The organism is Synechococcus sp. PCC 7336 (genome assembly GCF_000332275.1).
Taxonomy (GTDB): Bacteria; Cyanobacteriota; Cyanobacteriia; order Thermostichales; family PCC-7336; genus PCC-7336.
Map to the genome: position 1 here is coordinate 3437064 of NZ_CM001776.1, position 26362 is coordinate 3463425.

A 26362-nucleotide genomic window follows, 5' to 3' on the forward strand; every position below is an offset into this window, starting at 1 on the left:
TAGAGCGGCTGGCTGACGGTAGCTTCCAACGCACTTTCCCAGATCGCACCGTGCATCACTTTAACGCCGACAACCAGTTACTCTCCATCACCGATCGCAATAGTAACCAGACCCAATACGTCTACAACGAGTTGGGGCAGTTACAGGCGATCGTCGATCCGGTGGGTCTGGAAACCACTTTCACCTATGGTGCGGACGGTCGTGTCGATACGATTACCGATCCAGCCGACCGAGTGACCCAACTGGAGCACGACGAATTTGGAAATCTGACTCGTATCACCGACCCAGACGGCAGTAGCCGCAGCTTCGAGTACGACCGGGAGCGCAACCTCACGGCTGAAGTTGACCAGTTAGACAACCGCGAGGAAACCTACTACGATTTTGCCGGTCGCGTCACGGGAGCACTGCGCAAAGATGGCTCTACCCTCCAAATTCGTAGTGCTCAACAAGGACTCTTCCGGCCCGAGCTGACGAGCAATCCAGATTCTGCACCAGAGGCGTCCTCCCGCCGCGAACCGATCGTTAACTATGCCGATGCGAGTGGCAATGTCACATCCATTAACTTAGATCGGGCAGGGCAGCCCAATGCGATTCAAGATCGTTTTGGCTTTGACGATACTTTTGTCTTTGACGCACAAAATCAAGTCACAGCTTCTACTGATGCGAGAGGCTTCACGACTCATTTTGTCTATGACGGGCGTGGCAATGTTGTTGAGGTTATTGATGAAGAAATACCCTCGGATCAATTCGGCTTCTTCCCTCTCGAAAACATTCCTAATGATGGTTTTGCTCCTCGTACTGGTTCTCCAGTAACTGCAGACCTCAACAACGATGGACATATCGATATCGTTACACGCATCAGCGGTGGGTTCTCCGTCCAACTTGGCAATGGTAATGCTCAATTTGGCCCTCAAATTCTTTCGGAGATTGGACCGACGTCTGTGTTTGCCTTGGGGGACTTCAACAGCGATGGATATCTAGATCTGGTTAAAAATCGTTCTTTCACAGACAGCCTGTCTATTTTTCTGGGGGACGGTGCGGGCAGATTTGAATTTGAAGATAGCTTTGTCATTTCCGTTCCAGATACAACCTTGGACTTGACGGACATTGCAATAGCGGACATTGATGGCGATGGCAAGCTCGATGTGGCGGTGAACGTCACGGGCGAACGAGCCATTGGGATGCCCGATACCGGTGGCGGCTATGGCGGTGGTTATGGTGGTGGTTATGGTGGCGGTTCCGCAACCGTCACTGAAGACTACAATCGCATCTTTACCTTCTCAGCAGTAGATGGTAGCCTCACTCAACTGGGTGAGTTCAAGTTACTGGAAGAAGTAGACCAAATTCAGTTAGGCGATATCGACCTAGATGGCGATGCCGATCTGCTCTACTCTTCAGGTACTAACCTCTCTGTTGCGTTGGGGAATGGGGAGGGTTCATTCATAGCTGACAACACATTTTGGACTGTTCCAAATAATGCACTTGGCTCTACCACTCGTCTTGCTGAGTTCGAGCTCGCCGATCTCAATGACGATGGCTTCCTCGATTTAGTTACCTTGACGGATAGAGCCCTTTTTCCTAGTCCTGAGTCTTCAGTGGGGTCTACCGATCGCGTCTCGATCTGGTTGGGCAATGGTAGCGGAAGCTTCAGCTTGAACTCCTTCCAAACGGTAGGTGGCGGCACTGATTCTCTAGCGATCGGTCATGTCGATGGCGATGGCAATCTCGATGTAGTCGTTGCTAGACCAACTTCATTCATGAACTTAGCTGCATCGCGAACGAATGGAGAGGGTGAGTTCATCGGCAACCAACCTGAAAATCTATTTCAATTTGTTTCCGACAACATATCTCAATTTGGTGGCGGACGCATCACTACTATCTCTCTGGCAGATCTGGATGGCGACGGGGTAGATGATGCGATCGGACGTCATAGTAACGGGCGTGATATTGCTATTCAGCGCAGCGGTCGGCCCATCCCAGCTAGACAAACGTTTGAGTACGACCCTGTATTCAATCAACTCACCCGTCGCACCGATGAGTTGGGGCGCGACACGTTCTTCGAGCTCGATCCAACCACGGGCAATGTCTTGGTGGCCCGACAGGTTGTGGGCCAAGACGATCGCACCTCTGGCGAAACCGACGATGTTGTAACCCAGTTCACCTATACCGAACTGGGATTGGTCGATATAGAAACCGATGCTCTGGGTCGCGTCACAGACAACGACTATGACGAATTTGGGCGCTTGATTGCCACTACCTTTGCAGTCGGTACTGTGGATGAAGCCACAATTCGCTATGAATATTCAGACTTTACCGGTAATGTCTCTGCACTCATTGATGAGAACGGCAATCGTACTGAATTTGTCTACGACGAACTCAATCGCTTGATTCGACAGACTGATGCCGATCCCGATGGCGATGGACCGCTGCTTTCTCCAGTAGCAACCTTTACCTATGACGAGTCTGGCAATTTGATTGCCGAGACTGATGCTAATAGCAACCTGACCCGCTACGAATATGACGAGCGCGATCGCCAAACAGCGATCGTTAATGCCAACGGCGATCGCTTCACGTTTGAATACGACTCCAGCGGGAACTTAATTGCCGAAACAGATTTTAGAGGCAATGTTACCCAGCATGTTTATGACAGCCGAAATCGTCGCATCGAAACAATCGAACCGGATGGCAGTCGCAGCCAATTTCTCTACGATCGCGATGATAACTTAGTTCAAGTTACAGATGCCCGCGGTAATTCCACGAATTACCAATACGATGCTCGCGATCGCCTGATTTCGACTCGCGATGCGGCAGGAAATACGATTACCTATGAATACGATCTCGTCGATAACCTAATTGCCACTACCGATCGTAATGGCGTTCGATTTGAATTTACCTATGACGAGCTCGATCGCCAGATCGCACAACTCGATCCGTTCAGCAACCAGCAGTCATTTGAATACGATCCAGTTGGAAATCTGATTAGCTCGACTGACGAGCGCGGACTGACCACTCAGTTTGAATATGACAATCGCGATCGCCTCATCCGCACTATCGATGCCAATTTGCAATCCTCGCAACTAACTTACGATGGCGTGGGCAACTTAATTGCGATTGAAGACGAGCTGAGTCGCGTCACACAGATTCGCTATGACGCCCTCAATCGCCAAGTAGAGCAGATCGATTCACTGAATAATGTTTCTCACTCTAGCTTCGATGCCAACGGCAATCTGATTAGCACTGAAGATGCCCTCGGTCGCGTCAGCAGGTTTGCTTATGACGCCCTCAATCGACTGGAATCGCAAACGGATGCGTTGGGGAATTCCAATCAATTTTCCTATGACGAAAATAGCAACCTTGCCACAGTAGAGGATGAGTTAGGTCGCATCACTGAATTTAGTTATGACAGTCGCGATCGCCTCTCCAGCAGTATTGATGCGTTGGGAGGAACGATTCGCTATACCTACGACGGCGTTAGCAACCAGATCGCAATTGAAGATGAGCTAGGGCGTATTACGACTTCGGTCTACGACGAGCTGAATCGTTTGGCCGAAGTGACGGATGCATTGGGAGAAACTAACCGTCTGAGTTACGACGGCGAAGGCAATCTCATCGAGACTATCGATGCATTAGGCCGTGTTAGCACCCTCAGCTATGACGGGCTCAACCGTTTGGTGGAAACCACCAATGCTGTAGGCGATCGTGTCACTTTGACCTACGACGCTGTTGGTAACGTTATCGCGCGGGAGGACGAGCTCGGTCGGGTGACGACGTTCGCATTCGATAATCTCAATCGCTTGACTCAAACCACTAATATTTTAGGTGATAGTTTCAGAAATACTTACGATGCTGTCGGTAATCTGATTGCATTCCAAGACGAATTAGGGCGGGTTACGACTTCGGAGTATGACGTTCTCAATCGATTGGTACAGACTACTAATGCTTTAGGCGACAGCGTCACCTTTACCTATGATTCTGTCGGTAATTTGACTGCCTCCCAAGATGAGTTAGGGCGCGTTACAACCTCAAACTATGACGAGCTCAATCGTTTGGTGCAAACCACCAATGCCTTGGATGACAGCACCAACTTCATCTACGATGCGGCGGGGAATTTAACTGCATTCCAAGACGAGCTAGGGCGTATCACAACTTCGGAGTATGACGAGCTCAATCGTCTGGTACAAACCACCAATGCTTTGGGTGACAGCACCAATTTCACCTACGATGCCGTCAGCAATCTGATTGCTTTCCAGGATGAATCAGGCCGGGTTACGACTTCGGAGTATGACAAACTCAACCGTCTAGTTCAAACTACTAACGCTTTGGGTGACAGCACCAATTTCACCTACGATGCGGCAGGGAATCTGACTGTCTTCCAAGATGAATTAGGACGTGTTACGACTTCGGAGTATGACGAGTTCAATCGGTTGGTACAAACCACCAATGCTTTGGGTGACAGCACCAATTTCACCTACGATGCGGCAGGAAATCTGACGGCTTTCCAGGATGAATTAGGGCGCGTCACGACTTCGGAGTATGACGAGCTAAACCGTCTGGTGCAAACCACCAATACCTTGGGTGACAGCACCAATTTCACCTACGATGCGGCAGGAAATCTGACGGCTTTCCAGGATGAATTAGGGCGCGTCACGACTTCGGAGTATGACGAGCTCAACCGTCTGGTACAAACTACTAACGCTTTGGGGGATAGCACCAACTTTACCTATGACGCTGTCGGAAATCTGACTGCATCCAAAGACGAGTTAGGGCGCATCACTAGTTTCGGTTACGACGCGCTCAATCAACAAATTCGCATCACCGATGCCCTCGGCAACTCCACCCTGTTTAACTACGACGCTGTCGGCAACCTTAACGCTATCGAGGATGCCTTAGGGCGAGTGACGACTTCTGAGTATGACGTCCTCAACCGCCTTACCCAAACCACCAATGCTTTGGGGAATAGCATCAACTTCATCTACGATGCTGTTGGCAATCAGACTGCCTTTACTGATGAGTTGGGGCGCACTACTCGCTTCGGTTATGACGAGCTCAACCGACAAACTCGCATCACCGATGCCTTGGGTAACTCGACACTGTTCAGCTACGACGCCGTCAGCAATTTGACCTCGCAAGCCGATGCTCTAGGCAACACCACCCGCTTTGTCTACGACGAACTCAACCGCGAGATCGCTACTATCGATCCACTCGGGTTTACCACCACCTCCGGCTATACCGCTGTCGGTACCCTCGCATCCTTCACTGACGCCTCCGGCAACACCACCACGTATGAGTATGACGCCCGCGACCTATTGGTGCGCGAAACCAATCCTCTGGGCGACAGCCGCACTTTTAGCTACAACGCAGTCGGTAACTTAACTAGCCTCATCGATCGCAACGGTCGTCAAACCGATTACAGCTACGATTTACTCGATCGCCTCTCACAAGAACGCTTCTCAGACAGTGTAGGTAGCACAGTTGACCAGATCGACTACAGCTACGATGCCGCCAGTCAACTGATTGGCATCCGTGACTTCGACTCCAGCTATACCTACACTTACGACGCTGTTGGACAACTCAGCCGCAGCGATAATACCGGCACTCTCGACACGCCCACCTTCACCCTCGACTACACCTACGACGCCGTCGGCAATCGCCTCAGTGTCACCGATAGCATCGAGGGACTCGAAACGGGCCTTGAAACCTTCAGCTACGACGCCCTCAATCGCGTCACCGAGATCGCGCAAACCGGAGCCACTGTCAGCGACAAACTTGTCAGCTACACCTATGATGCCGCCAGCCAACTAATTGGCGCTACCACCTTCAACGACTTAGAAGGTACACAAGTGGCGATCTTTACAAGCAACAGCTTTGATGCTGCCGGTCGCCTGAGCGAAATTGCCCACACCAACGCAGACGGCACTCTGCTGGCCAGCTACATCTACAGCTTCGACGCCGCCAATCGCATCACTGCCATCCAATCGCTAGACGGCCTCAGCACGTTCAGTTACGACGCCAGCGGCCAGCAACTCGAAGCCAACTTCGACTTTCAAACTGATGAAGCCTTCAGCTTCGATGCCACTGGCAACCGCACCGATGTCGGCAATGTCATCGGCCCCAACAATCAACTGTTAGAAGACGAGAACTTCACCTACGCCTACGACAACGAAGGCAGTCGCATCCAACGCACCGATAAGGCCACGGGCGAAGTCACCCAGTACGAATACGACCATCGCAACCGCCTCACCTCTGCCATCACCCTCGACAGTAGCGGCAACGAGACTGGGCGAGCGGAATATACCTACGACGCCCTCGATCGCCGCATTGGGCGCACTGTAGACGGGCAAACCGAACGGTATCTGTACGACGGCAGCGAGATTGCCCTGGTGACGGACGAGAGCGGTGACATAACCCAACGCTTCCTCCACAGCACATCGATCGACCGGGTCGTGGCGCAAGAGGATGGGGCGGGCAATGTTCTGTATGCCCTGAGCGACCATCAAAACACGGTGCGGGATATAGCCGACTCCACTGGCACGGTAGTCAACCACCTCACGTTTGACAGCTTCGGAAACATCACCAGCCAGAGCGATGCCAGCGTTGAATTCCGCTTCAGCTTTACGGGACGAGAGTTTGATGAGGAAACGGGACTGTATTACTTCCGCGCCCGCTATCTCGACCCATCCACCGGTCAATTTATCAGCCAAGACCCGATTGGCTTTGCTGCTGGAGATGTCAACTTATATCGCTATGTGGGGAACAGTCCGCTCAACTTTATCGACCCTAGTGGCAATCAGGCGATCGGCAATCCCTTTAGCCCGCTGGCTAGTCTCAACCTCGACGGCAATATCTCCTCTGCCCCCAATTCTGTCGGATCGCCTCAAACTACCGAGACGCCCACCTTCAGACTGAGCATCGGAGGCCCGATTGACCCTGTCCCGTTGCCTCCCGATGCAGTTTCTCCCCCACTGGGCACCAATCTTCCGACCGGGGATCGACTCAAATCAGACTCGGTTGAGCCGGTTGAGCCTGAAACTGTTTTAGAGCGAGACGCTAGCAATCCCGCTCCAACTCGTCCCCGCGCTCCCCTTTCCTTCCCTCCTCCCAGAAACTCTCTCGTCCAAGCCTTCATTTCCAGTCAGCGGGTGGATAACATTTTGAACGGGATTGACCAAGCTGCTGCTGGTTTTGGCAATGGCTTGACCTTTGGCGGGACCTCATTGGTGAGGGAAGCCTTGTTTGGGGAGGCAGCCATTCGCAATCAAGAAGGGTTGATTTTCGAAACAACCAATTTCGCTGGTGAACTTGTGCGCGATGCCACGATTGCGGCACTCAGTGGCGGGACGGGGACGGCCGCTAGAGTAGCCACTTCGGTTGATAACGTGCAGACTGGTGTTGACTTATTCAATGCCGGTCGCACGCTCACGGATGGCGAGCTCAATGCTGACGATGCTTTCGCCGTCATCACAGCGCTGACTTCCGGTTCCGGGGGCAGAAATGGGGCAGGGGATGCACTTGACAATACCAGACTCAATCTTGACGGCCCTAGTGGTTCTCAAGAGATACTAACAGTAATAAATCCAGATGGAACAAGGATAGATATTCCCCAGAGTAGACGGGCATCCAATGCAAATCTTCCAACATTAGAAGTAAGTAGAACTAGCATGCCTAATATCGCGTCTAATATTGAAGAAGGCATTAGCAGCGGCCAGCCTAGTACAGTGACAAGGACTAGAGATGAAGCAAGGATCAACCGTAACCGACGGGAAGCGCTTAAGGGTCAGCCTCCAGCTCCATCTGGGATGTCTCTAGATGAGTTTCCATTCGCTAGCACTAGGGAGGGGGGATCTGGAGCAACTGTAAGGGCCGTACCGGAAATAGAACAGTCTAGGCAAGGTGGACAGCTTAGTGCATTCTTCACCCAAAATAATATAGATGACGGCGATCAATTCAATGTTGATGTTGTAAATTAAAGACTGAATAAAGCATATGTTTGAATTAATGAACGAAATATTCTCCATCCTGGAAGAATTTAACCGGCCAGTGGTCTCTTACTTAGATGCTGGGCTCCAAGAGTCATTTATATATTCTGAATTTGAAAAATTGGATCTATCTCCAAGCAAAGAGATGGTAGAGATGTATAAGTGGCGAAATGGAACGAAATACCCACAAGGTGTTGTTTTGGATGATATTTATTTTTTTCCAGGGTACTATTTTTTTAGCTTGTATGATGCCATCGCTCAGTATCTGGCCATGAGAGATGATTCACGTTGGAATAAGGACTGGTTTCCAATATTTGCAAATGGAGGTGGAGATTTTTATGCTGTTGATTTAGCTCTATCTGATGGTAGCAGAGCACCTATTTTGAGATTTTTCGTTGGAGAAAATAGAGTTTTGAGTGAATATAGAAATTTAATGTTTATGTTTTCCGCTGTTTTAGAATGTTTTAAGAGCGGTGTCATCTTTGTTTCAGACGAAGGTTATTTAGACATGGATGACATACGATTTATAGAAATTTCTCAGCAATATAATTCTGATGAGCAAGTCCATTAAGAAGCTGTTTGTAACGAAGTGCAAAGTAGAGTTGAGTAAAACAGGGATGGATTGAGGAATGATCCAAATGGAAACATTATTCCTCAAAACAATAGTGTAGGAAATTCGAATAGTTCCGCATCACGGCGCTGACTTCTGGTTCTGGGGGCAGAAATGGAGCAGGGGATGCCCTTGACAATACAAGACTCAATCTTGACAGTCCTAATGGCCTCAATCTTGATGCCCCTGGCAGTAGTTCCATTGTCCAAAATAGTGGAGATGATATTGTCTTTAATAATGGTTTTCGTACAAGAGATGGAAAGTTTGCTAGTCCTTCAGGCTCAGGCTCTACTGCTCTACCGTCAAGGGAATCTGAAGAATTAGCCAGTCGTATTACAGGGGTTGATCAAAATACTCAGTCATTTCCCGTAAACGGTAGAAATCGTATACCGGATCAAGTACTCGCTCAAGATATAAATACTAGACAGCCAACTATCGTTGTTGAGGTAAAATCGGGACAGAGCCAGGACCTTACCCAACAACTCAGGGATGATGTGGATCTTGTCGGTCCTAACGGAAGGGTAGATGTGTTTCTTCGGCCTGAGGCTACAGTATCAAGACCACTAGAAAACGCTTTTCAAGATCCTTTCAATCCACTTAATAGACAGAATTTATTGGAGGACTAAAATTGACAAACAAAATATGGATATATCATTTTTCTGCAGCAAACTGGCAGAGCAAAGACGTCTGGATAGGTTTCTTTGAAAGGGCACAGGAGATTTTGAGATCAAAGATTACATATTTAGATAGGAGAGATCCGGTCAAAAGGAAGGCTAAAGACCTTGACTCTGTTTCAAGTTATATAATTGATTTTGACTCCGAAGAAAATCGTCATAGTCTATTTGGTAAATTTGAGGACGTTAATATTGAGTTTTCAATAAATATTTGCAGCAGGGAATTAAAAGAATATCCAAACAGCTTAACTTGGTATGTGTCAACTGACTTCTTGAGAGGTGAAGCAAGCACAAGAAAACTCTTACATCTGTTTATGACGGGCAATAGTTTCCTTGGATCCTTCTACTCGTTTGGCGATCTGTTATCGAACATTGCAAAGAAGAAGAAACCATCAGGTGCTGTAGATATTCGGAGAGAGCTACTTGGAATTTTTTGGTTAACATATTTTAACAGTAGGTATGTGGATTTTCTTGGCAAGGAAAAGCTCAAGTCTTTGAAGGAAGCTAGTTTTGATGATAATGGTGGTGCTAATATCCAGCTTGCTGAGAATGTCATGGACTGTGCCGAGCAAGAAAGAGAACGATTGGAGACTCTGCTAGGCATCGACCATTTTGTGGATCCAAGTAGTTATTCAGAGAAGCCAATTGGGAAATTTGCTTTGCAGTTTGATGACCTTAAATCCTAGGCTCTATATAGGGATTATGGGGAGGTGACTAACAAACCCAAATAGAGTAGCGAGTCCAAGTCTAAACACGCCTCTCAGCTCTAATTCAGTAGTTCTTGATTCTAACGCTGCAATTGCCTTGAGGAACCAGAGCCAAGGGGCTAGTCTCAATCCTATTGATCAGGCCACAGTCGACCGACTGCAGAGCCTAGGATCGGATCTAAGAATAACTAGTAGAGGTGCTGGAGAATTACCGACAGCACCATCTGGTCTAGGACAAGTACCTACAACTGTTAGTAGCAGTAGCCCTGAATTCCAGTCTTTACTAACTGAATTACAACAGCCTGGTCGCATTGTAGACAGACCAAGAGGGACTGCTGACAGACAAATTGTAGCTGAAGCATTCTTTGCTGATGTTGAATCCGGTGTAGTTCCTCAACTCATCACAGCGGATCGAAGTATGTTCAATAATTTAGCCAGAATGGCTCATCGGTTCTGACTATGCTATTTTTGACTCAAAGTACCAACAAAGCAGAGCTCTAGTTTTGAAGTTTTCAAAGTTTCTAAAGCCATAGCCCAATCTCTTAATCAGTTTAAGCTTGTTGTTGATTCCTTCAACTATACCGCTGCTTGTTTTCTGGTCAAAGTAACCACAGATCTCTCCACACCATCTCACAATCGTCCCATAACTTTCAGGAAAATATTCCTTTGATTTCTTTAGCCAAGAGATTAGCTTATATGAGCCATCCAACCAATTATCGAAGTCATCAAAAATGCTTCTAAACTCCTCTTTAAGTTCATGCATTTTTCCTAAAACAGGTACTTCTTTCGCTAGATTCAACAACTTTTCATGCTGCTCTGAATTTAAATTCTCTTCATTCTTTAATAAAACATATTTTGTTTTATTGATTGCTTCTAGCTTTTCCTCCCTTTCTGCTTTGCTCTCAATCTTTCCCGCAGCTTTCTTCTCTCTTTGTCTAGCTCTTCGTTGACTATCTTCATTACATGAAACCTATCTGCCACCACTGTCGCATTTGGCATCATTTCTTCAACTAGATCCCGGTATGGCCTCCACAGATCGATACTGGCTTCCACAATTCTACTCAACACCTCTTCTCCCCATCCAGTAAAGACTTGACGCAATTCCTCTTGACGACGTGACTCTAGCAACATGAGTGGCTTCCTAAGATCTAGGTCCACTAAGACAGCACAATAGTTACCCTGTCCTTTGACTAATGAAATCTCATCGATTCCTAACCTCTTTAATCCTTCTGGTACTTCTTGAATTAATTGCTCGCCCAATTCATTGAGAATTGTTTGGATCTCATCATCACTTAGATCGTTGCGTTCTGCCACACTCCGGATATCACTATCCAAAACCTGACCAATGATTGCTCTGGCTAAGCGCTTTGTATAAGTTCTATTCTTGTCAACATGCTCTAGCACTTCACTGAATGGCTTTCCACAATTCTTACACTTAAATTGACGGCGATTGATTCGTAGATAAACAGATTGTCCACTCATTGGCAAGTCTCTAACTAAGTACCGGTGATTTTGGTGCAGTCTTCGACTCGTCTAACCGCAATGAGGACAAATGGCTTGTCGACTTTCTGACTCTAGTTCCAAGAAGATGCCGATACCTTCAAGAGTTTGATATCCTGTGACCCGAGACCCAGGCAGATCCAATGTCTCTGTGAGTAGTTTTTGACAGGCTGTGGCGAGTATATTATGATCCTTTAAAGATGATATCTACATTATCATTCAGATATTTATATGATTCAATCTCTTGTAATCCATGCTCAGTAAGAGCTCTGGCCTCGGAATAGAAGTTTTGATTTTAGTAGATTTGTTCTTTTTGCCTTGTTTGGCATAGCAGGACCGGAAGAGCCTTTTAGTTCAGTGTTCTTATCCATATCAACCAGGAAGATCGTGAACATTAACTATGAAATTGATCTTATATTCTTCTTTGAGTTCTGACTTCAATGCATCGAGAAAGTTCGAAATAAACAGCGGCGGCTTTTTACCTAATTCCAGTTGAATTCTAACTTCTTTGTGTGAGTACTGGGAATATAACTTACTAAATTTTCCACTAGATAGAAATTCTAGATAGTTATCCAATTTAGATTTTAATAAGTCAATACAATGGTTCTTTTCACACCATTCTCCAGCATGAATAGCTACAAGAGAAACACAATCTGTTTCTGAGTCATGTATCACCGCATCAATTACATTCGGATCTTCAATAGCCATAGCTTTATCTCCTCCTAAAAGAAGTATACATCAAAGGGTAGCTAGATTTAAAAGTCAATTCCTTAAATCTTGGAAGCTTTGTCCATTATTTTTAAGGTGCTACAGAGGTTAAACTCGCGAATTTATCTGGTAATGAGTTCAAAAACTCATGCCCTTGATTTTCTAAGGCATTTTTTATTTTGAAAAGTACAATATTTTCTTGGTTTTGCTGCCGGAGATGTCAATTTATATCGCTATGTGGGGAACAGTCCGCTCAACTTTATCGACCCCAGTGGCAATCAGGCGATCGGCAATCCCTTTAGCCCGCTGGCTAGTCTCAACCTCGACGGCAATATCTCCTCTGCCCCCAATTCGGTTGGTTCGCCTCAAACGGCCGCGACGCCCACCTTCAGACTGAGCATCGGAGGCCCGATTGACCCTGTCCCGTTGCCTCCCGATGCAGTTTCTCCCCCACTGGGCACCAATCTTCCGACCGGGGATCGACTCAAATCAGACTCGGTTGAGCCGGTTGAGCCTGAAACTGTTTTAGAGCGAGACGCTAGCAATCCCGCTCCAACTCGTCCCCGCGCTCCCCTTTCCTTCCCTCCTCCCAGAAACTCTCTCGTCCAAGCCTTCATTTCCAGTCAGCGGGTGGATAACATTTTGAACGGGATTGACCAAGCTGCTGCTGGTTTTGGCAATGGCTTGACCTTTGGCGGGACCTCATTGGTGAGGGAAGCCTTGTTTGGGGAGGCAGCCATTCGCAATCAAGAAGGGTTGATTTTCGAAACAACCAATTTCGCTGGTGAACTTGTGCGCGATGCCACGATTGCGGCACTCAGTGGCGGGACGGGGACGGCCGCCAGCGTAGCCACTTCGATTGATGATGTACAGACTGGCGTTGATGTATTCAATGCCGGCCGTACGCTCACGGATGGCGAGCTCAATGCTAGCGATGCTTTAGCCGTCATCACAGCGCTGACTTCCGGTTCCGGGGGCAGAAATCTTGATGAGGCCGGGGATGCACTTAGCAGGACTAACCGTAATCTTGACACTCCGGGAAGTAGTAATGTTGGCAACCCTGGCAGTAGCTCCATCGACACAAATAGTGGGAATGTCTTTGAAAGAGGCGATAATACGGCTAGACTAAGAAATAATGATGGCTTTGCTAGCGATAATATAGCACTCAACCTTCGTCCAGACGAGCCAACATCAGTCCCTCTCTTCCGAGCTGTACAAGATGCGGAACTTGAGGATATCAGAGATAGTCAGGCTTTTCGGAATGTTCCGGCAATGGGCCAAGGGAAGTTTTTCTCTACGACCGAAGAAGGTGCTGCGAGTTTTGCTAGGCAAGATTTTAATGCCAGTTTGAGGAATGAACCTTCACCATCTCCATTCACTATAGTTGAAACAAGCATACCTGAGCCTCTTATCAATGCAGATATGATATCAAGTGTAGACAGAGGTATCCCAACAGTAGTTGTTCCGCAAAATATTCTACCTTTTCTAGATACACCTGTGGAGCTGCCAAGCATCACTCTTCGAAATCCATAAAAGAAGAAAATATCTATATAGAGCTCTTGCATGAATCAGTTATTGGTATAAATCGATAAGGATTTTAGGCACTGATCTAGCATGCATGCTAGAACTATGTTGTAAAATGATGGAAGGTTTCTCATGAAGTTGAATTTAGTGATTGCAGATTTACGTTCAGAAATATTGAATGCTTGGAGAACAGCTTTTTCTGCAATTGAAGGAGTAACTTTTCTAGAGCTCAGTATTCCAAAACTTATAAGTTTGCCACAGCTAGATGCTGTTTTTATGATGAATATGTTTTCTCATGAAAAATATGGTGGGAAATTAGTATATGGCGTATCTCAAGTCTTAAGCACTCGTAATGAACCTAAAACTCCCCCTTGGGTAGTTACAACACCATTATTCCCTGGACATTTAGAAAAAAGTCTGAAGTCTGATGGAAGCCTAGCATACAAAATCAAGCCAAACCAAAAAAATACACCTGAAGAGCAGACATATATCATCTTTAGAGAGGCTTTCAAGTCTATCAAAAAATTTAACAAAGATCGGAAAATTCAACAAATTAAAACCTTAGGAATCCATCTAGATTTTTTGGACTTTCCGTTGGGCGATCCATATAAAGAAGCTGAGTCTGCAGCACAAGCTTATACCGACTTTTCAGAAAATATCAATAGAAATTAAGGACCCTAATTCTTGGAGGATTTTTTGAATGCCTGTAAACATAGCTACTCAAGATCTAGAGATAGTACTTATTTCTCCTAATCATAGCCCTGCCACGTTAACTCTAGATCTATTATTTAGGCATGGAATCATTTCAGCAGACTGGAAGCTTAAACATCCAGCGAAGCACAACCATCAGTTCTCACATCTTATATTTTCAAACGGAATTGATATAATCTCTGAACCTGGAAAAATAGCCTTTTCAGAAGCATTAAATCATGAGAAAACGACTAATCTAGAGATTTTAAAAACCATTCATAAGTACATAGAATCTTTCCCTGAAATAGATTATATGGCTGTGAAAATTAATCCTAGATTGTTCGTTACATTCAATAGTGAAAATGAGGATTCAGCACGAGATTTCATCATTGATAATTTACTTGCGAATGCATCTTGGCTCAAACTTGGGAAAGCTCCTGTCAGAGCAGATCTTGCACTATTCTATTCCTTTGAAGAGAGTCAACTCAAACTGAATATTAATGAAGCAATTCTCAGCTTAGGTAGTCACTCCCCCAAACCAGCCATTTTAATTTCTGGAAACTTTATGTACAAAATCACAGAAGGAACATATCAACAAATGAGATCTTCACTGTTTCAATCTGTCAGAAATTGGGAAAGAGATTTAGAAAACTATCGAAGTGTTGTTAGAGAGTTATTAGGTACTGATATTAATTTATAAGATTAAAAAACGGTAAGCGTCTCCCAGAAACTTAAGCAAGAATTAGGTAGTATATTTGTGTTTCTGTTCGGCTAGGTTGAAAGTATGAGCGAAGCAATAGAGATTGAAATTGCCGGTATCAAAGTACCGAAAGCCGATTGGGAGGCGATCTCAGCGGGTTGTGTTGCAAAGATTGGCCCGATCCCGGACGGGATGGCAGTTTAAGGTTTGTCCCCTCGCTCTAGTCCCCGCCCATGCCCGCAGATGCTCCCTTCAAAGGCCGCCACTTTTGTGAATTCTGGAAACTATGGCCGGAAAAATTCTGGAAATTATGGCCGCTTTTAACATCGTCTAACCTCCTTGCAAAAGTCAAGCATGAAGCCACCCCCTCAAGCCGATGGCAGAGTCGTCTGGAGCTGCTCAGCGGGAGCAGGCTGGTCGAGATCGAGCTTGCTCCCGCGCAAGCGATAAGAGGAGCCGGACAACTTGATGTACTCCCCCTGATGCAGAGTGCTATCAATGATAGCCCGAGCCAACTCGGGGTCGTACAAGACTCGCCCCCACTGACGCAGAGGCTTGTTGGTGGTGAACAAAATGGGCCTGCCCTTGTGGTAGCGCCGGTCCACGACCTGGAAGAAAATATCGGCCGCCCCCGGCCCATAGCCGAGATAGCTCATCTCAGCCATGTGGATTGCCAAGAGCAAGTGACACTACTCATTTCAAATCTGAAACCTGGCGGGGTGACATAGGGGTCTATGATTCAGCTATAGCAAGCTTTATGGCCCTTATGCCTCTCTTATAAAAAGGTAGCTTTCGAGGGTTCAGGACGATATATTGTGCAATCAAATCCCAGAGGTCTAGTCCAAAGCAAGCCAGGGAGTAGGCAGACAAACCAATCGCAAATGCACTGTGTCGCCGATGTTTCCGTCCAGCCTCTCGTGGTCTCACGACATACTGATGAATATTTTGATGCTGCATCTTCTCCCCTTTAAAAGTAGCCATATAATAAGCTAACGAAACCAGCAATACCATTGAGATAAAGCGTTTGCCGGTCAATTTTGAATCTTCCAGGTTATAGCCTCCCTTCTTCCAATCCCGAAACATTTCTTCAATTCCCATGCGGCAAGAGTAAGCCTTCAAAACTCCATCTAGGTCCGTCAGATTACTCATAATATACCAAGTCTCTTTCGTGACATTGGAGCCATAATTTCGCTTTCTTCTTGCTGCTACATTGATCGGTCCAAATCCTTTTGTCTTAGTGACTTTTACATCAGAGAAAAAGTGAGACTCTCCAGCCTGAATGCCAAGCTGTGATAATTGTGCTTGGGTTTGCCCAGGAAGCTCGATATATTCGTTCTTTTTCAGGCGCAAAGCCATGTAGGCTCCCTGCTCTCCCAGCCACTTTGCCAGGTCAACTCCACAGAATTCTCGGTCACCCAGTAAGACCACAGTATAGTCGCTTAGGAGTTCCAAAACTGGTTTGAGAAATGTGATTTGTTCCTCATAATTGCTACTACCTCGCTTATTCAATAAAGCAAATTTAACTGGAATTGCTCGATTATGATAGATCAGGCTAACCAGAATGAGATTATAGTCGTACCATTGGGTTCTATCAATGGCTAAATATAGAACTGTCTGAGTGGTAAACTTCCGCTTGAGCCAATCTAGCAAGAGCGGCCACCAGATATGTTCTATCACCCAATGTTTAAGGCTCAGAAAACGCTGGAGTTTGCGACGGCAACTCTCCATTAAAATCGGCAAGGGTAATTTTTGCGCCAGTTGTTCTAGCTTGACGATTTTGTCGCGTTGCAGCACCATCAGGAGCAAATTCAATAGCCAAAGCTCAGAAGGATTAAGTTTGGTAGCCAGCAGGGTTTGATAAGATGATTCCATGTTTTTTCGGAAGCTAGGTGTAATCCATTACGTCCTAGCTTTTTTCTGCCTCCGGGCAAGCCCCTATCCCTTGCTCCGTATGCCTCCTGTGCTGTAGTGTCACCCCGTCAGCTCTGTTTCAAGTTATATAATTGATTTTGACTCCGAAGAAAATCGTCGTAGTCTATTTGGTAAATTTGAGGACGTTAATATTGAGTTTTCAATAAATATTTGCAGCAGGGAATTAAAAGAATATCCAAACAGCTTAACTTGGTATGTGTCAACTGACTTCTTGAGAGGTGAAGCAAGCACAAGAAAACTCTTACATCTGTTTATGACGGGCAATAGTTTCCTTGGATCCTTCTACTCGTTTGGCGATCTGTTATCGAACATTGCAAAGAAGAAGAAACCATCAGGTGCTGTAGATATTCGGAGAGAGCTACTTGGAATTTTTTGGTTAACATATTTTAACAGTAGGTATGTGGATTTTCTTGGCAAGGAAAAGCTCAAGTCTTTGAAGGAAGCTAGTTTTGATGATAATGGTGGTGCTAATATCCAGCTTGCTGAGAATGTCATGGACTGTGCCGAGCAAGAAAGAGAACGATTGGAGACTCTGCTAGGCATCGACCATTTTGTGGATCCAAGTAGTTATTCAGAGAAGCCAATTGGGAAATTTGCTTTGCAGTTTGATGACCTTAAATCCTAGGCTCTATATAGGGATTATGGGGAGGTGACTAACAAAAACAAACAAAACAATAGTCCGGACAGTTTTTACGAAAATGGCTGAAACCCGCATTCTACCGTTGATGATTGGGGCATCCAGAAGGGCTGAAACCCGCATCCTACCGTTGCCTCTGAAAGACACTGGACAGAAATAGGTGTAAGCCCTTACACCTATTTCTGTCCAGTGTCCTAAATCGTTTAAACGCCGATTTAGTGTGCATCGCCCCACCTTTAAACGCATGCTCAAAAGAAAGCGTCACCTTTACTTATGATTCTGTCGGTAATTTGACCGTCTCTCAAGATGAGTTAGGGCGCGTTATAACCTCAAACTATGACGAGCTCAACCGGCTGGTGCAAACCACCAATGCCTTAGGGGATAGTACCAACTTTACCTACGATGCGGCAGGGAATCTAACTGCATTCCAAGATGAATTAGGGCGCGTTACGACTTCGAACTATGACGAGCTCGATCGCTTGGTGCAGACCACCAATGCCTTGGGCGATAGTGTCAACTTTACCTACGACGCCATCGGCAATCTGACTGCCTTTACCGACGAGTTAGGGCGAACTACCAGCTTCGGCTATGACGCTCTCGATCGCCAAACTCGCATCACTGATGCTCTCGGCAACTCCACCCTGTTGAGCTACGACGCTGTCGGCAACCTCACCGCGATAGAAGATGCTTTGGGGCGAGTCACGACTTCGGAATACGATGCCCTCAACCGCCTCACCCAAACCACCAACGCCTTGGGGGGCAGTGTCAATTTCAACTACGATGTCATCGGCAATCTGACTGCTTTTACCGATGAATTGGGGCGCACCACTCGCTTTGGCTACGATGCGCTCGATCGCCAAACACGCATCACTGATGCTTTAGGTAACTCGACGCTGTTCGGCTACGATGCGGTCGGCAACTTGACCTCGCAAGCCGATGCTTTGGGCAATACCACCCGCTTTGTTTACGACGGGCTCAATCGAGAGATCGCCACGATTGACCCACTCGGGTTTACTACTACCTCCACTTACACTGCCGTCGGCACTCTCGCATCCATCACCGACGCATCTGGCAATACCACTACCTATGAGTATGACGTCCGCGATCTGCTGGTGCGCGAAACCAACCAGTTGGGTGACAGCCGCAGCTACAACTATGACGAAGTCGGTAATTTGACCAGTCTGGTGGATCGCAACGGTCGCCAAACCGCTTACAGCTACGACAGCCTCGATCGCCTCACGCAAGAACGCTTCTTAGACGATGCAGGCACAGCTGTCGAGCAAATCGACTACACCTACGATGCCGCCAGCCAACTGATAGGCATCAGCGACTTTGATTCCAGCTATACCTACCGCTACGACGCCGCTGGGCGCCTCACCCGCAGCGACAATACCGGTACTGCCGGAATCCCCACCTTTACCCTCGACTACACCTACGACGCCGTCGGCAATCGCCTCAGTGTCACCGACAGTATTGACGCAGTCGAAACTGGTGTCGAACGCTTTACCTACGACTCACTCGATCGCGTCATTGATATTACGCAAACAGGGGCAGCGGTCAGCGACAAGCGTGTCAGTTATACCTACGATGCCGCCAGCCAACTGATTGGCGTTGAAACTTTCAACGACTTAGCGGGGACGCAAGTGGCGATCGCCACCACCCACAGCTTCGATGCTGCCGGTCGTCTGGCCAATATCACTCATACTGACGCAGGCGGCACAGTCCTGGCCGACTACACCTACAGCTTCGACGCAGCCAATCGCATCACCGCCATCCAATCGCTCGATGGTCTCAGCAGCTTCAGCTACGATGCCAGCGGCCAACAACTCGAAGGCAACTTCGACTTCCAAACTGACGAATCTTTCAGCTTCGATGCCACCGGTAACCGCACCAATACCGGTAATATCGTTGGTCCCAACAATCAGCTTTTAGAAGACGAGAACTTCACCTACGCTTACGACGCGGAGGGCAATCGCACCCAACGCACCGATAAGGCCACGGGCGAAGTCACCCAGTACGAATACGACCATCGCAACCGCCTCACCTCTGCCATCACCCTCGACAGTAGCGGCAACGAGACTGGGCGAGCGGAATATACCTACGATGCCCTAGATCGCCGCATTGGGCGCACTGTGGAGGGACAAACCGAGCGGTATCTGTATGACGGTAGCGATATTGCCTTAGTGACGTACGAGAGCGGTGAAGTTACCCAAAGGTTCCTCCACAGCACATCAATCGATCGCGTCGTGGCGCAAGAGGATGGGGCGGGCAATGTTCTGTATGCCCTGAGCGACCATCAAAACACGGTGCGGGATATAGCCGACTCTACTGGCACGGTAGTCAACCACCTCACATTTGACAGCTTCGGCAACATCACCAGCCAGAGCGATGCCAGCGTTGAATTCCGCTTCAGCTTTACGGGACGAGAGTTTGATGAGGAAACGGGACTGTATTACTTCCGCGCCCGCTACCTCGACCCATCCACCGGTCAATTTATCAGCCAAGACCCGATTGGCTTTGCTGCTGGAGATGTCAACTTATATCGCTATGTGGGGAACAGTCCGCTCAACTTTATCGACCCCAGTGGCAATCAGGCAGAGTCGCCACTTCAATTTAATTTGAGCGTGGAGAGCGGCTCTACTATTCCCCAAGCAACTATTAACGAGCTACGCGATCGCTCCAACGAGATCGCTGAAGGTAGTAAGACATCCCTTCCCGAAACAACCATTAACCAGACACTTGCGAGAGCTCGAGAGATCGCCGAGCTGAGAGCAACGGAATTCAGCCCAGTCAACCCCGAGCCTGTGTCTTTTGATGAGAGGACTTCTGTATCACCAAGCGCTGAAGCCCCCGAACCGCCGATTGCCGAAGCTCCCGAACAGCCCACTCTAACTCCCGAGCCAATCATTGACGAAGGGGCCGATATCATCATCACGCAGGACGATCTACCCCCGCGCGCTCCCTCTCCCAATCAAGGCACCGAGCTGTCCAATAGCGAGCACAACCCCGTGCCCGAGCCTGCGGTCGACGAGCCGGAAGCAGAAATCAACGAGCCAGAAGAGCCCCTACCACCTCGGGATCCCCGCCCCAATCGTCCCCGCGATCCTCGTCGCCGAGTCGGCCCCTTTGTGGTGTCTCCCGATGCTGTGAATGGCACCGATGGACCAGATGTTGCTGGAATCCAACCTTCGACTACTCCTGAAACAGCTCCTTTAACTGAGCCCCAGCCAATTAACCCAGACCAGTTTGTACGAGAAGTGGTTACCGGTGGCGTTGTCACTGGAGCTGCTGTGGGGATAGCGATCGCAGGGTTTACAGCACTAGCCCCAGCAGCACTACCAGTAGCAGCCACCATTCTCGGTGTGGTAGCCCTCGGGACGACTTTGAATAATATCGGTCGTCGCTTGGATGAGGTGGATGAGGCGATCGCCCGAGAGGAGCAGAGAGCCCAACAAAATCTCTCGACTCCAGTCAATGGTTTAACGCCCCGCCAACTCCGCCGCAGAGCGGCTATTGGAGGTGCTCTCCAGTTGGGAACTAATCTGTCAGAATTTATCTTTGGCACCGATTTCGCCACCGGTAGAGTCTTAACCACGGAAGAGCGAACCAGTGCAGGTGCTTCAGCCGCTGTCGAGGGACTGGCTGAGATTATTACTGCCGGGGCAGCGCCAGACAATATTTTTCGCTCCTTTCCCGATGGCCCTCGAACGAGCACTCTCGGCCCAGATACTGGGGACTTTTTTCCGCCACCCTTAGTTCCGGGGCGTCGAAATAACCTCTCAGACAATGTCCCAGACCCCGCTGAAGTCCGCGCTCGTCTCAATGCCAGTCGCGCCAGCAGAGCTGAAGATCCCTCTGGATTCGCAGATTTCTCTCGTAGGGCTGACGGGATTACAAATTCAGCAGCCCGCTTCCAGCAAGACCTTGATTTTGTGAATAGAGTCAACTCTGGGCTACAAAATTCACCAAACGATCCATTTGTACAGCGCATCCAGGCTTTGACTAATAACCTCGAGCAAGGTAGACCTGACTTTGTAGAGGGCTTAGGTGGAGCTCGCCTTGAGGCTGCACTTGGACGAGAGATTAGGAATCCTGCAACAATAGGCTTTGATTTTGTGGATGCTCCAGGCAGAGGTAACATTGAGCTGAAAGGTCCATTTTTGCGTTTTAATGACACCGCACGAAGCTTTGAATTGATCCCTGAACTCAATATAGAAGCAGTAGCAGGAAGCATAAATAGTGAGATAATTGCTTTGCCTAGCTCTGGCATTGATTTAATTGTAGTAGACTTATTAGGGGCTACCGATCAACAAGCACTGGATCTACTAAGACGTATTAGTGATACGAGCAGGGTTCGATTTTTGAGGTAAAAATGCCTAATAGAATTTTTTACAATAATGACTTCATAAGCGTTGCCGACCACGATCTTAGTTTTATAATTGATGAATCTCTTGCGGTGATTGATTCGGAGATTAATATTGAACCAAAAAATATATGGCTCATTGATGTTCAGGAAAAATGGCAGAATGCATTACTCAACCAGGGACACAATCTAAGGAATCTGCAGCTCGATCTTCTTTTAAAGGACGAACCATCCCGCACAAAAATGATTCAGATTCTTGAGAAGACACGTAGAGAAATACTTTCTTTGGGAGAATTTGTTCCTTCCTTGCTTCACCAAAATAGACTAAGAGCTTCTGACTACTATAACGTTAATGGAGTCTCAACTCAAGTATATTCCGATATCATAGGGCAAATAATTGATTTAATTCAAAGTCAGTAATTTCAACACTTCGGACATTTTTTCAGAGTCAACGGTAGAATGCGAGTTTCAGCCGTTTCCGTAAAAACTGTCCGGACTATTGTAATTTCAATACTCTGGACAGCTTTGAGGCTGAGCTAGAAGAAAAACTCAGGTCAGCTTGTGCGAGAAGTGGTGGGTTGGTGGCGTTGTCACTGGAGCTGCTGTGGGGATAGCGATCGCAGGGTTTACAGCACTAGCCCCAGCAGCACTACCAGTAGCAGCCACCATTCTCGGTGTGGTAGCCCTCGGGACGACTTTGAATAATATCGGTCGTCGCTTGGATGAGGTAGATGAGGCGATCGCCCGAGAGGAGCAGAGAGCGCAACAAAATCTCTCGACTCCAGTCAATGGTTTAACGCCCCGCCAACTCCGCCGCAGAGCGGCTATTGGAGGTGCTCTCCAGTTGGGAACTAATCTGTCAGAATTTATCTTTGGCACCGATTTCGCCACCGGTAGAGTCTTAACCACGGAAGAGCGAACCAGTGCAGGTGCTTCAGCCGCTGTCGAGGGACTGGCTGAGATTATTACTGCCGGGGCAGCGCCAGACAATATTTTTCGCTCCTTTCCCGATGGCCCTCGAACGAGCACTCTCGGGCAAACTCGCAATGCTGGGGACCTTTTACCCAATGCTTTAAGGGGAAGAGGCGATGTAGACGGATTATTGGATGCAATTTCTAGCCCAAACGATAATGTCACAAGAGGAGTTTTCGGCCCCAATGCGGGAAGGAATGGGGCAAGAGAAGTTCTGCCTGGTGGCAACGGCCAAGCAGTTGCCGGACATGGTGCATTTGTCTTTGGCTCAGGAGATGCGATTATACCCAGCGGAACAACCCTAGTGGTTCCCAGGGAGAATATCAGAATTTCTGATACAACCGGAAGAGTCCTGGAAAGCATCGATCTAGAGCGCTTGGTCAGTGCAGGGCCAAGAGCTAGAAGCCGATTAATACGGCAGCAGCTTGACAATCTAGGAGTAACCAATAGGTCCGCACGTAATCGTGTTTTACAAGATCTTAGGGATTTGCAAGTATTTAGACCAGGTGATGCAGCACCAAACTTCACGGCCGCACCACCTGATTTCAAACTGACAGTCTTTGAAGAATCAACAACTGTTAATACAGAGACACTTTTGAGTGATATCCTTCAAGAGAATGGAGGTGCTTGTGCTCTTGCTACATGTACCGAGTTTATATTGAGGTGAGATAATGTACTATCCTGACTTGTCGTGCTATAGAGTCGAAGAGTCTGAGGGGATCGCCGAGGTATATCCAGAAGTCAAAAATATTGGATGGTTGTGGGAAGGTATTCCTTTCCCAAAAGGAAGTATATCGCCTCATCTTGTTCAAAAACTAAAAGAAATGCTGTTTCTAGACTTGAAGAATGATGAAGACAAAAAGAATAAGGCATTTTATGAAAACAAAGCAATCCTAATCCACCAAATGTACATAAGGGGGCGACCTCATCTGTGTAATATCTGCCAGAACAGAAAAGAGATTTGGATCGAACCTAATGGATTGAAATACTATTCTGGCACCAAATCGAAACTATTAGGGCACAATGAAATATGTATACCTTCTTTAAAAGAAAGAGAATTTTATGTCTTTCCGACCATGCTTTATCATTATATTTGTGTCCATAATTATTTACCTCCAAAAGAATTTTTAGATGCCTTAAATGAATTCGATCTGGGCAAGCCCTATAATGCTGATAAGGCACAAGGAGATTTGGTTTATTTAAAAATGCCGTCAGGCCAGGTAAATAGTTTTGTTCCTTGACAACTTTCATGAGGTGTGATGTCAGGTAGAGAGGACTCCTCCAATACTTAGGTCTGGTTTGTATTCCCCGTTTTCTCCCACCTTTTGGTAACCGGGAGTGTCACAAGATTCGACCCTATATGGGGTAAAACTAGGGTATGGTTCAAAATTGGGCAATTTAGGGTAACAAAATAGGCGCAATCGAGCCACCTTAATGATGGCTGTGGGGAGCGATCGCAGGGTTTACAGCACTAGCCCCAGCAGCACTACCAGTAGCAGCCACCATTCTCGGTGTGGTAGCCCTCGGGACGACTTTGAATAATATCGGTCGTCGCTTGGATGAGGTAGATGAGGCGATCGCCCGAGAGGAGCAGAGAGCGCAACAAAATCTCTCGACTCCAGTCAATGGTTTAACGCCCCGCCAACTCCGCCGCAGAGCGGCTATTGGAGGTGCTCTCCAGTTGGGAACTAATCTGTCAGAATTTATCTTTGGCACCGATTTCGCCACCGGTAGAGTCTTAACCACGGAAGAGCGAACCAGTGCAGGTGCTTCAGCCGCTGTCGAGGGACTGGCTGAGATTATTACTGCCGGGGCAGCGCCAGACAATATTTTTCGCTCCTTTCCCGATGGCCCTCGAACGAGCACTCTCGGCCCAGATACTGGGGACTTTTTTCCGCCACCCTTAGTTCCGGGGCGTCGAAATAACCTCTCAGACAATGTCCCAGACCCCGCTGAAGTCCGCGCTCGTCTCAATGCCAGTCGCGCCAGCAGAGCTGAAGATCCCTCTGGATTCGCAGATTTCTCTCGAGATATAGATCGGAGATTTGGCCCAAATAGTTCAGGAGGAATTAGTAACGGTGTTGAAGGTAGAGATTTCTTTAGAGAAGTAGAGATTACAGATCTTAGAGGAAATCCAGTAGGAGAGTTTGATGAAATCGATTTTAGGAACGGTATCTTTTTCGAAGATAAGTCTGCTTCAGGTCTGAATATAGTTAATCCAAGAACTGGTTTGCCAGCTCAAACTCCACAACAGTTTGTCGATAGACAGATTGTTGGGAAAACTCGTAATAGGATCAACAATCTTTTGAACGTTGCCGATTCAACTCGTTCCACTGTTAATGGAACACAAAATACTCCTGATTTATCGGATATTCGAGACATACGTTCATTTGTGTTTCGGGTAGAGGCTAACTCCCCCGAGTTAAGAACAGCTGTTGATAATGGTTTGAATCAACTTCGCTCAGATTTTCCAGACTTTCAGTTCGATGTTCAATTCGGGAGGTAAAAGTGTCTGTATCTGCTTATATCATCAACCCTAAAAATAAAGAAGAAGAAGCTTTTTCTATTCCTTTATCTAGCGAGAAAGTATTTAACACGTATTGGCTATTAGGTTGTCAGCAAAATAATTTAGATTTGATTGCGGAAATGTCTTATGGTGTAGAAATTGGAGCTGAAAATTATATTTCACTTATCAATGAACTGTCTATACTCAAATCTTGGATTGAGAAAGAACTGGCTCTAGATCAATCTTTAGAGATAGTTCAAAAAATTAATCTCTTGACTAAGGAACTAGAAAGCATTTTTAAGCTAGATAAGTTCGACCGTAATGATGTCATTCTTTTTATTGGATAGCAAGCAAAAAATTACAATGCTCCAATAATCTCCTCACCGAGGCTAATACGTTAATGAAGTCGCTTTGCTCCGCCTGTTCCGCATCGCCGGTTATCAAGCGCACGGTCGTGCAACGGCAATGCTAGTCCCCCCACCCGCGCTAATCGCGCCTCCCAATTCGCGCCAAGCCGCCCCCGCGCAACCCCGCTAATGCCCAACAGTGCCATCAACGAAGCGGGGGCAACGCACCCACCCACCCGCCGTAGCTGCTTGGCGCGGGGATAAAACCATAAGGCGCGACTCATTGAGATTTCTTTGCTCCTCAAAGGTAAGAGCAGGTAAACCTGCCCTCACCTTCGAGGTCAAACATTAATTTTCCGGCTAACTTTGGCTTGCTAACTCCCGCTGACTAGCTGCCTGTCTCAACATAGATTGTTTAGCCGCATGTCTTAGGATTAACCCTTCTAAAAGCCCCTTCGCCAGAGCTTTATCCTCTTCGTCAAAATCCCGAATCGCCTCAAATTGGAGTTTTAGCTG

17 protein-coding genes and 1 pseudogene are annotated in these 26362 nt (G+C 47.3%); 13 read left to right on the forward strand and 5 right to left on the reverse strand.

The features are described from left to right. Positions 1–50 precede the first annotated feature (50 nt). The 3 genes from SYN7336_RS31040 (at position 51) to SYN7336_RS16540 (ending at position 9946) form a co-directional block, all read left to right on the forward strand. On the forward strand, positions 51–7967 hold the full coding sequence (locus tag SYN7336_RS31040; RefSeq protein WP_017327061.1) for an FG-GAP-like repeat-containing protein: 7917 nt from the start codon (positions 51–53) through the stop codon (positions 7965–7967). A 16-nt stretch (positions 7968–7983) separates the two neighbouring features. Further along, the gene (locus tag SYN7336_RS16530; RefSeq protein ID WP_017327062.1) at positions 7984–8547 is read left to right on the forward strand and encodes an SMI1/KNR4 family protein; all 564 of its coding nucleotides are present in this window, start codon (positions 7984–7986) and stop codon (positions 8545–8547) included. A 667-nt stretch (positions 8548–9214) separates the two neighbouring features. Then, positions 9215–9946: a hypothetical protein gene (locus SYN7336_RS16540; RefSeq protein WP_017327064.1), complete on the forward strand. Its 732-nt coding sequence runs from the start codon at positions 9215–9217 to the stop codon at positions 9944–9946. A 478-nt stretch (positions 9947–10424) separates the two neighbouring features. On the opposite strand, the pseudogene SYN7336_RS26325 reads toward SYN7336_RS16540, so the two are convergent. Both SYN7336_RS26325 and SYN7336_RS16550 read right to left on the reverse strand, forming a co-directional pair. After that, positions 10425–11449: pseudogene (locus SYN7336_RS26325) on the reverse strand (ISL3 family transposase). A gap of 390 nt (positions 11450–11839) precedes the next feature. Continuing rightward, positions 11840–12175 carry a DUF6572 domain-containing protein gene (locus SYN7336_RS16550; RefSeq protein WP_017327065.1) on the reverse strand — a complete coding sequence of 112 codons (336 nt, stop codon included), beginning with the start codon at positions 12173–12175 and terminating at the stop codon, positions 11840–11842. 642 nt (positions 12176–12817) lie between these two features. Between SYN7336_RS16550 and SYN7336_RS16560 the strand changes: the two genes are divergently transcribed. The 3 genes from SYN7336_RS16560 to SYN7336_RS26330 all read left to right on the forward strand — a co-directional run bounded on the left by SYN7336_RS16560 (position 12818) and on the right by SYN7336_RS26330 (position 15089). Next, a complete protein-coding gene (locus SYN7336_RS16560) occupies positions 12818–13708 on the forward strand; it encodes a hypothetical protein (protein ID WP_156820189.1) in 891 nt (296 codons plus the stop codon). A 123-nt stretch (positions 13709–13831) separates the two neighbouring features. Next, positions 13832–14371 (forward strand): hypothetical protein, encoded by a 540-nt coding sequence (locus SYN7336_RS16565; protein WP_017327067.1) that lies wholly within the window; start codon positions 13832–13834, stop codon positions 14369–14371. A gap of 28 nt (positions 14372–14399) precedes the next feature. Next, complete coding sequence (locus SYN7336_RS26330; protein WP_017327068.1) at positions 14400–15089, forward strand: hypothetical protein; 690 nt, start codon at positions 14400–14402, stop codon at positions 15087–15089. 368 nt (positions 15090–15457) lie between these two features. On the opposite strand, the gene SYN7336_RS16580 is transcribed toward SYN7336_RS26330, so the two are convergent. Together SYN7336_RS16580 and SYN7336_RS16585 are read right to left on the reverse strand one after the other, a co-directional pair. Then, positions 15458–15754, reverse strand: coding sequence for an ATP-binding protein (locus tag SYN7336_RS16580; protein ID WP_017327070.1), 297 nt, complete (start codon positions 15752–15754; stop codon positions 15458–15460). Between the two features lie 67 nt (positions 15755–15821). Continuing rightward, the gene (locus SYN7336_RS16585) at positions 15822–16961 is read right to left on the reverse strand and encodes an IS4 family transposase (protein ID WP_017327071.1); all 1140 of its coding nucleotides are present in this window, start codon (positions 16959–16961) and stop codon (positions 15822–15824) included. A gap of 313 nt (positions 16962–17274) precedes the next feature. Here SYN7336_RS16585 and SYN7336_RS16590 point away from each other — a divergent pair, with 313 nt between their 5' ends. From SYN7336_RS16590 to SYN7336_RS16625, 7 genes are all read left to right on the forward strand, one after another. Next, a complete protein-coding gene (locus SYN7336_RS16590; protein WP_017327072.1) occupies positions 17275–17646 on the forward strand; it encodes a hypothetical protein in 372 nt (123 codons plus the stop codon). Between the two features lie 230 nt (positions 17647–17876). Beyond that, a complete protein-coding gene (locus SYN7336_RS16595; protein ID WP_369791862.1) occupies positions 17877–22028 on the forward strand; it encodes an RHS repeat-associated core domain-containing protein in 4152 nt (1383 codons plus the stop codon). Positions 22029–22030: 2 nt separating this feature from the next. Next, positions 22031–22441, forward strand: coding sequence for a hypothetical protein (locus SYN7336_RS16600; protein WP_017327074.1), 411 nt, complete (start codon positions 22031–22033; stop codon positions 22439–22441). Between the two features lie 424 nt (positions 22442–22865). After that, a complete protein-coding gene (locus SYN7336_RS31045) occupies positions 22866–23660 on the forward strand; it encodes a putative adhesin (protein WP_156820190.1) in 795 nt (264 codons plus the stop codon). A gap of 4 nt (positions 23661–23664) precedes the next feature. Next, positions 23665–24234 carry a hypothetical protein gene (locus SYN7336_RS16615; RefSeq protein WP_017327077.1) on the forward strand — a complete coding sequence of 190 codons (570 nt, stop codon included), beginning with the start codon at positions 23665–23667 and terminating at the stop codon, positions 24232–24234. A 440-nt stretch (positions 24235–24674) separates the two neighbouring features. Continuing rightward, the gene (locus SYN7336_RS32390) at positions 24675–25499 is read left to right on the forward strand and encodes a hypothetical protein (RefSeq protein ID WP_227498527.1); all 825 of its coding nucleotides are present in this window, start codon (positions 24675–24677) and stop codon (positions 25497–25499) included. Positions 25500–25501: 2 nt separating this feature from the next. After that, a complete protein-coding gene (locus tag SYN7336_RS16625) occupies positions 25502–25846 on the forward strand; it encodes a hypothetical protein (RefSeq protein WP_017327079.1) in 345 nt (114 codons plus the stop codon). 50 nt (positions 25847–25896) lie between these two features. Here SYN7336_RS16625 and SYN7336_RS31055 read toward each other — a convergent pair whose 3' ends face one another. Next, complete coding sequence (locus tag SYN7336_RS31055) at positions 25897–26130, reverse strand: hypothetical protein (protein ID WP_156820191.1); 234 nt, start codon at positions 26128–26130, stop codon at positions 25897–25899. Positions 26131–26362 lie beyond the last annotated feature (232 nt).

Bases quoted from the DNA above. Each gene is read 5' to 3' on its own strand.
- SYN7336_RS16530 (WP_017327062.1), top strand. From the start codon at position 7,984: ATGTTTGAATTAATGAACGAAATATTCTCCATCCTGGAAGAATTTAAC.
- SYN7336_RS16550 (WP_017327065.1), bottom strand. From the start codon at position 12,175: ATGGCTATTGAAGATCCGAATGTAATTGATGCGGTGATACATGACTCA.
- SYN7336_RS16565 (WP_017327067.1), top strand. From the start codon at position 13,832: ATGAAGTTGAATTTAGTGATTGCAGATTTACGTTCAGAAATATTGAAT.
- SYN7336_RS26330 (WP_017327068.1), top strand. From the start codon at position 14,400: ATGCCTGTAAACATAGCTACTCAAGATCTAGAGATAGTACTTATTTCT.
- SYN7336_RS16580 (WP_017327070.1), bottom strand. From the start codon at position 15,754: ATGGCTGAGATGAGCTATCTCGGCTATGGGCCGGGGGCGGCCGATATT.
- SYN7336_RS16585 (WP_017327071.1), bottom strand. From the start codon at position 16,961: ATGGAATCATCTTATCAAACCCTGCTGGCTACCAAACTTAATCCTTCT.
- SYN7336_RS16590 (WP_017327072.1), top strand. From the start codon at position 17,275: ATGACGGGCAATAGTTTCCTTGGATCCTTCTACTCGTTTGGCGATCTG.
- SYN7336_RS16600 (WP_017327074.1), top strand. From the start codon at position 22,031: ATGCCTAATAGAATTTTTTACAATAATGACTTCATAAGCGTTGCCGAC.
- SYN7336_RS16615 (WP_017327077.1), top strand. From the start codon at position 23,665: ATGTACTATCCTGACTTGTCGTGCTATAGAGTCGAAGAGTCTGAGGGG.
- SYN7336_RS31055 (WP_156820191.1), bottom strand. From the start codon at position 26,130: ATGAGTCGCGCCTTATGGTTTTATCCCCGCGCCAAGCAGCTACGGCGG.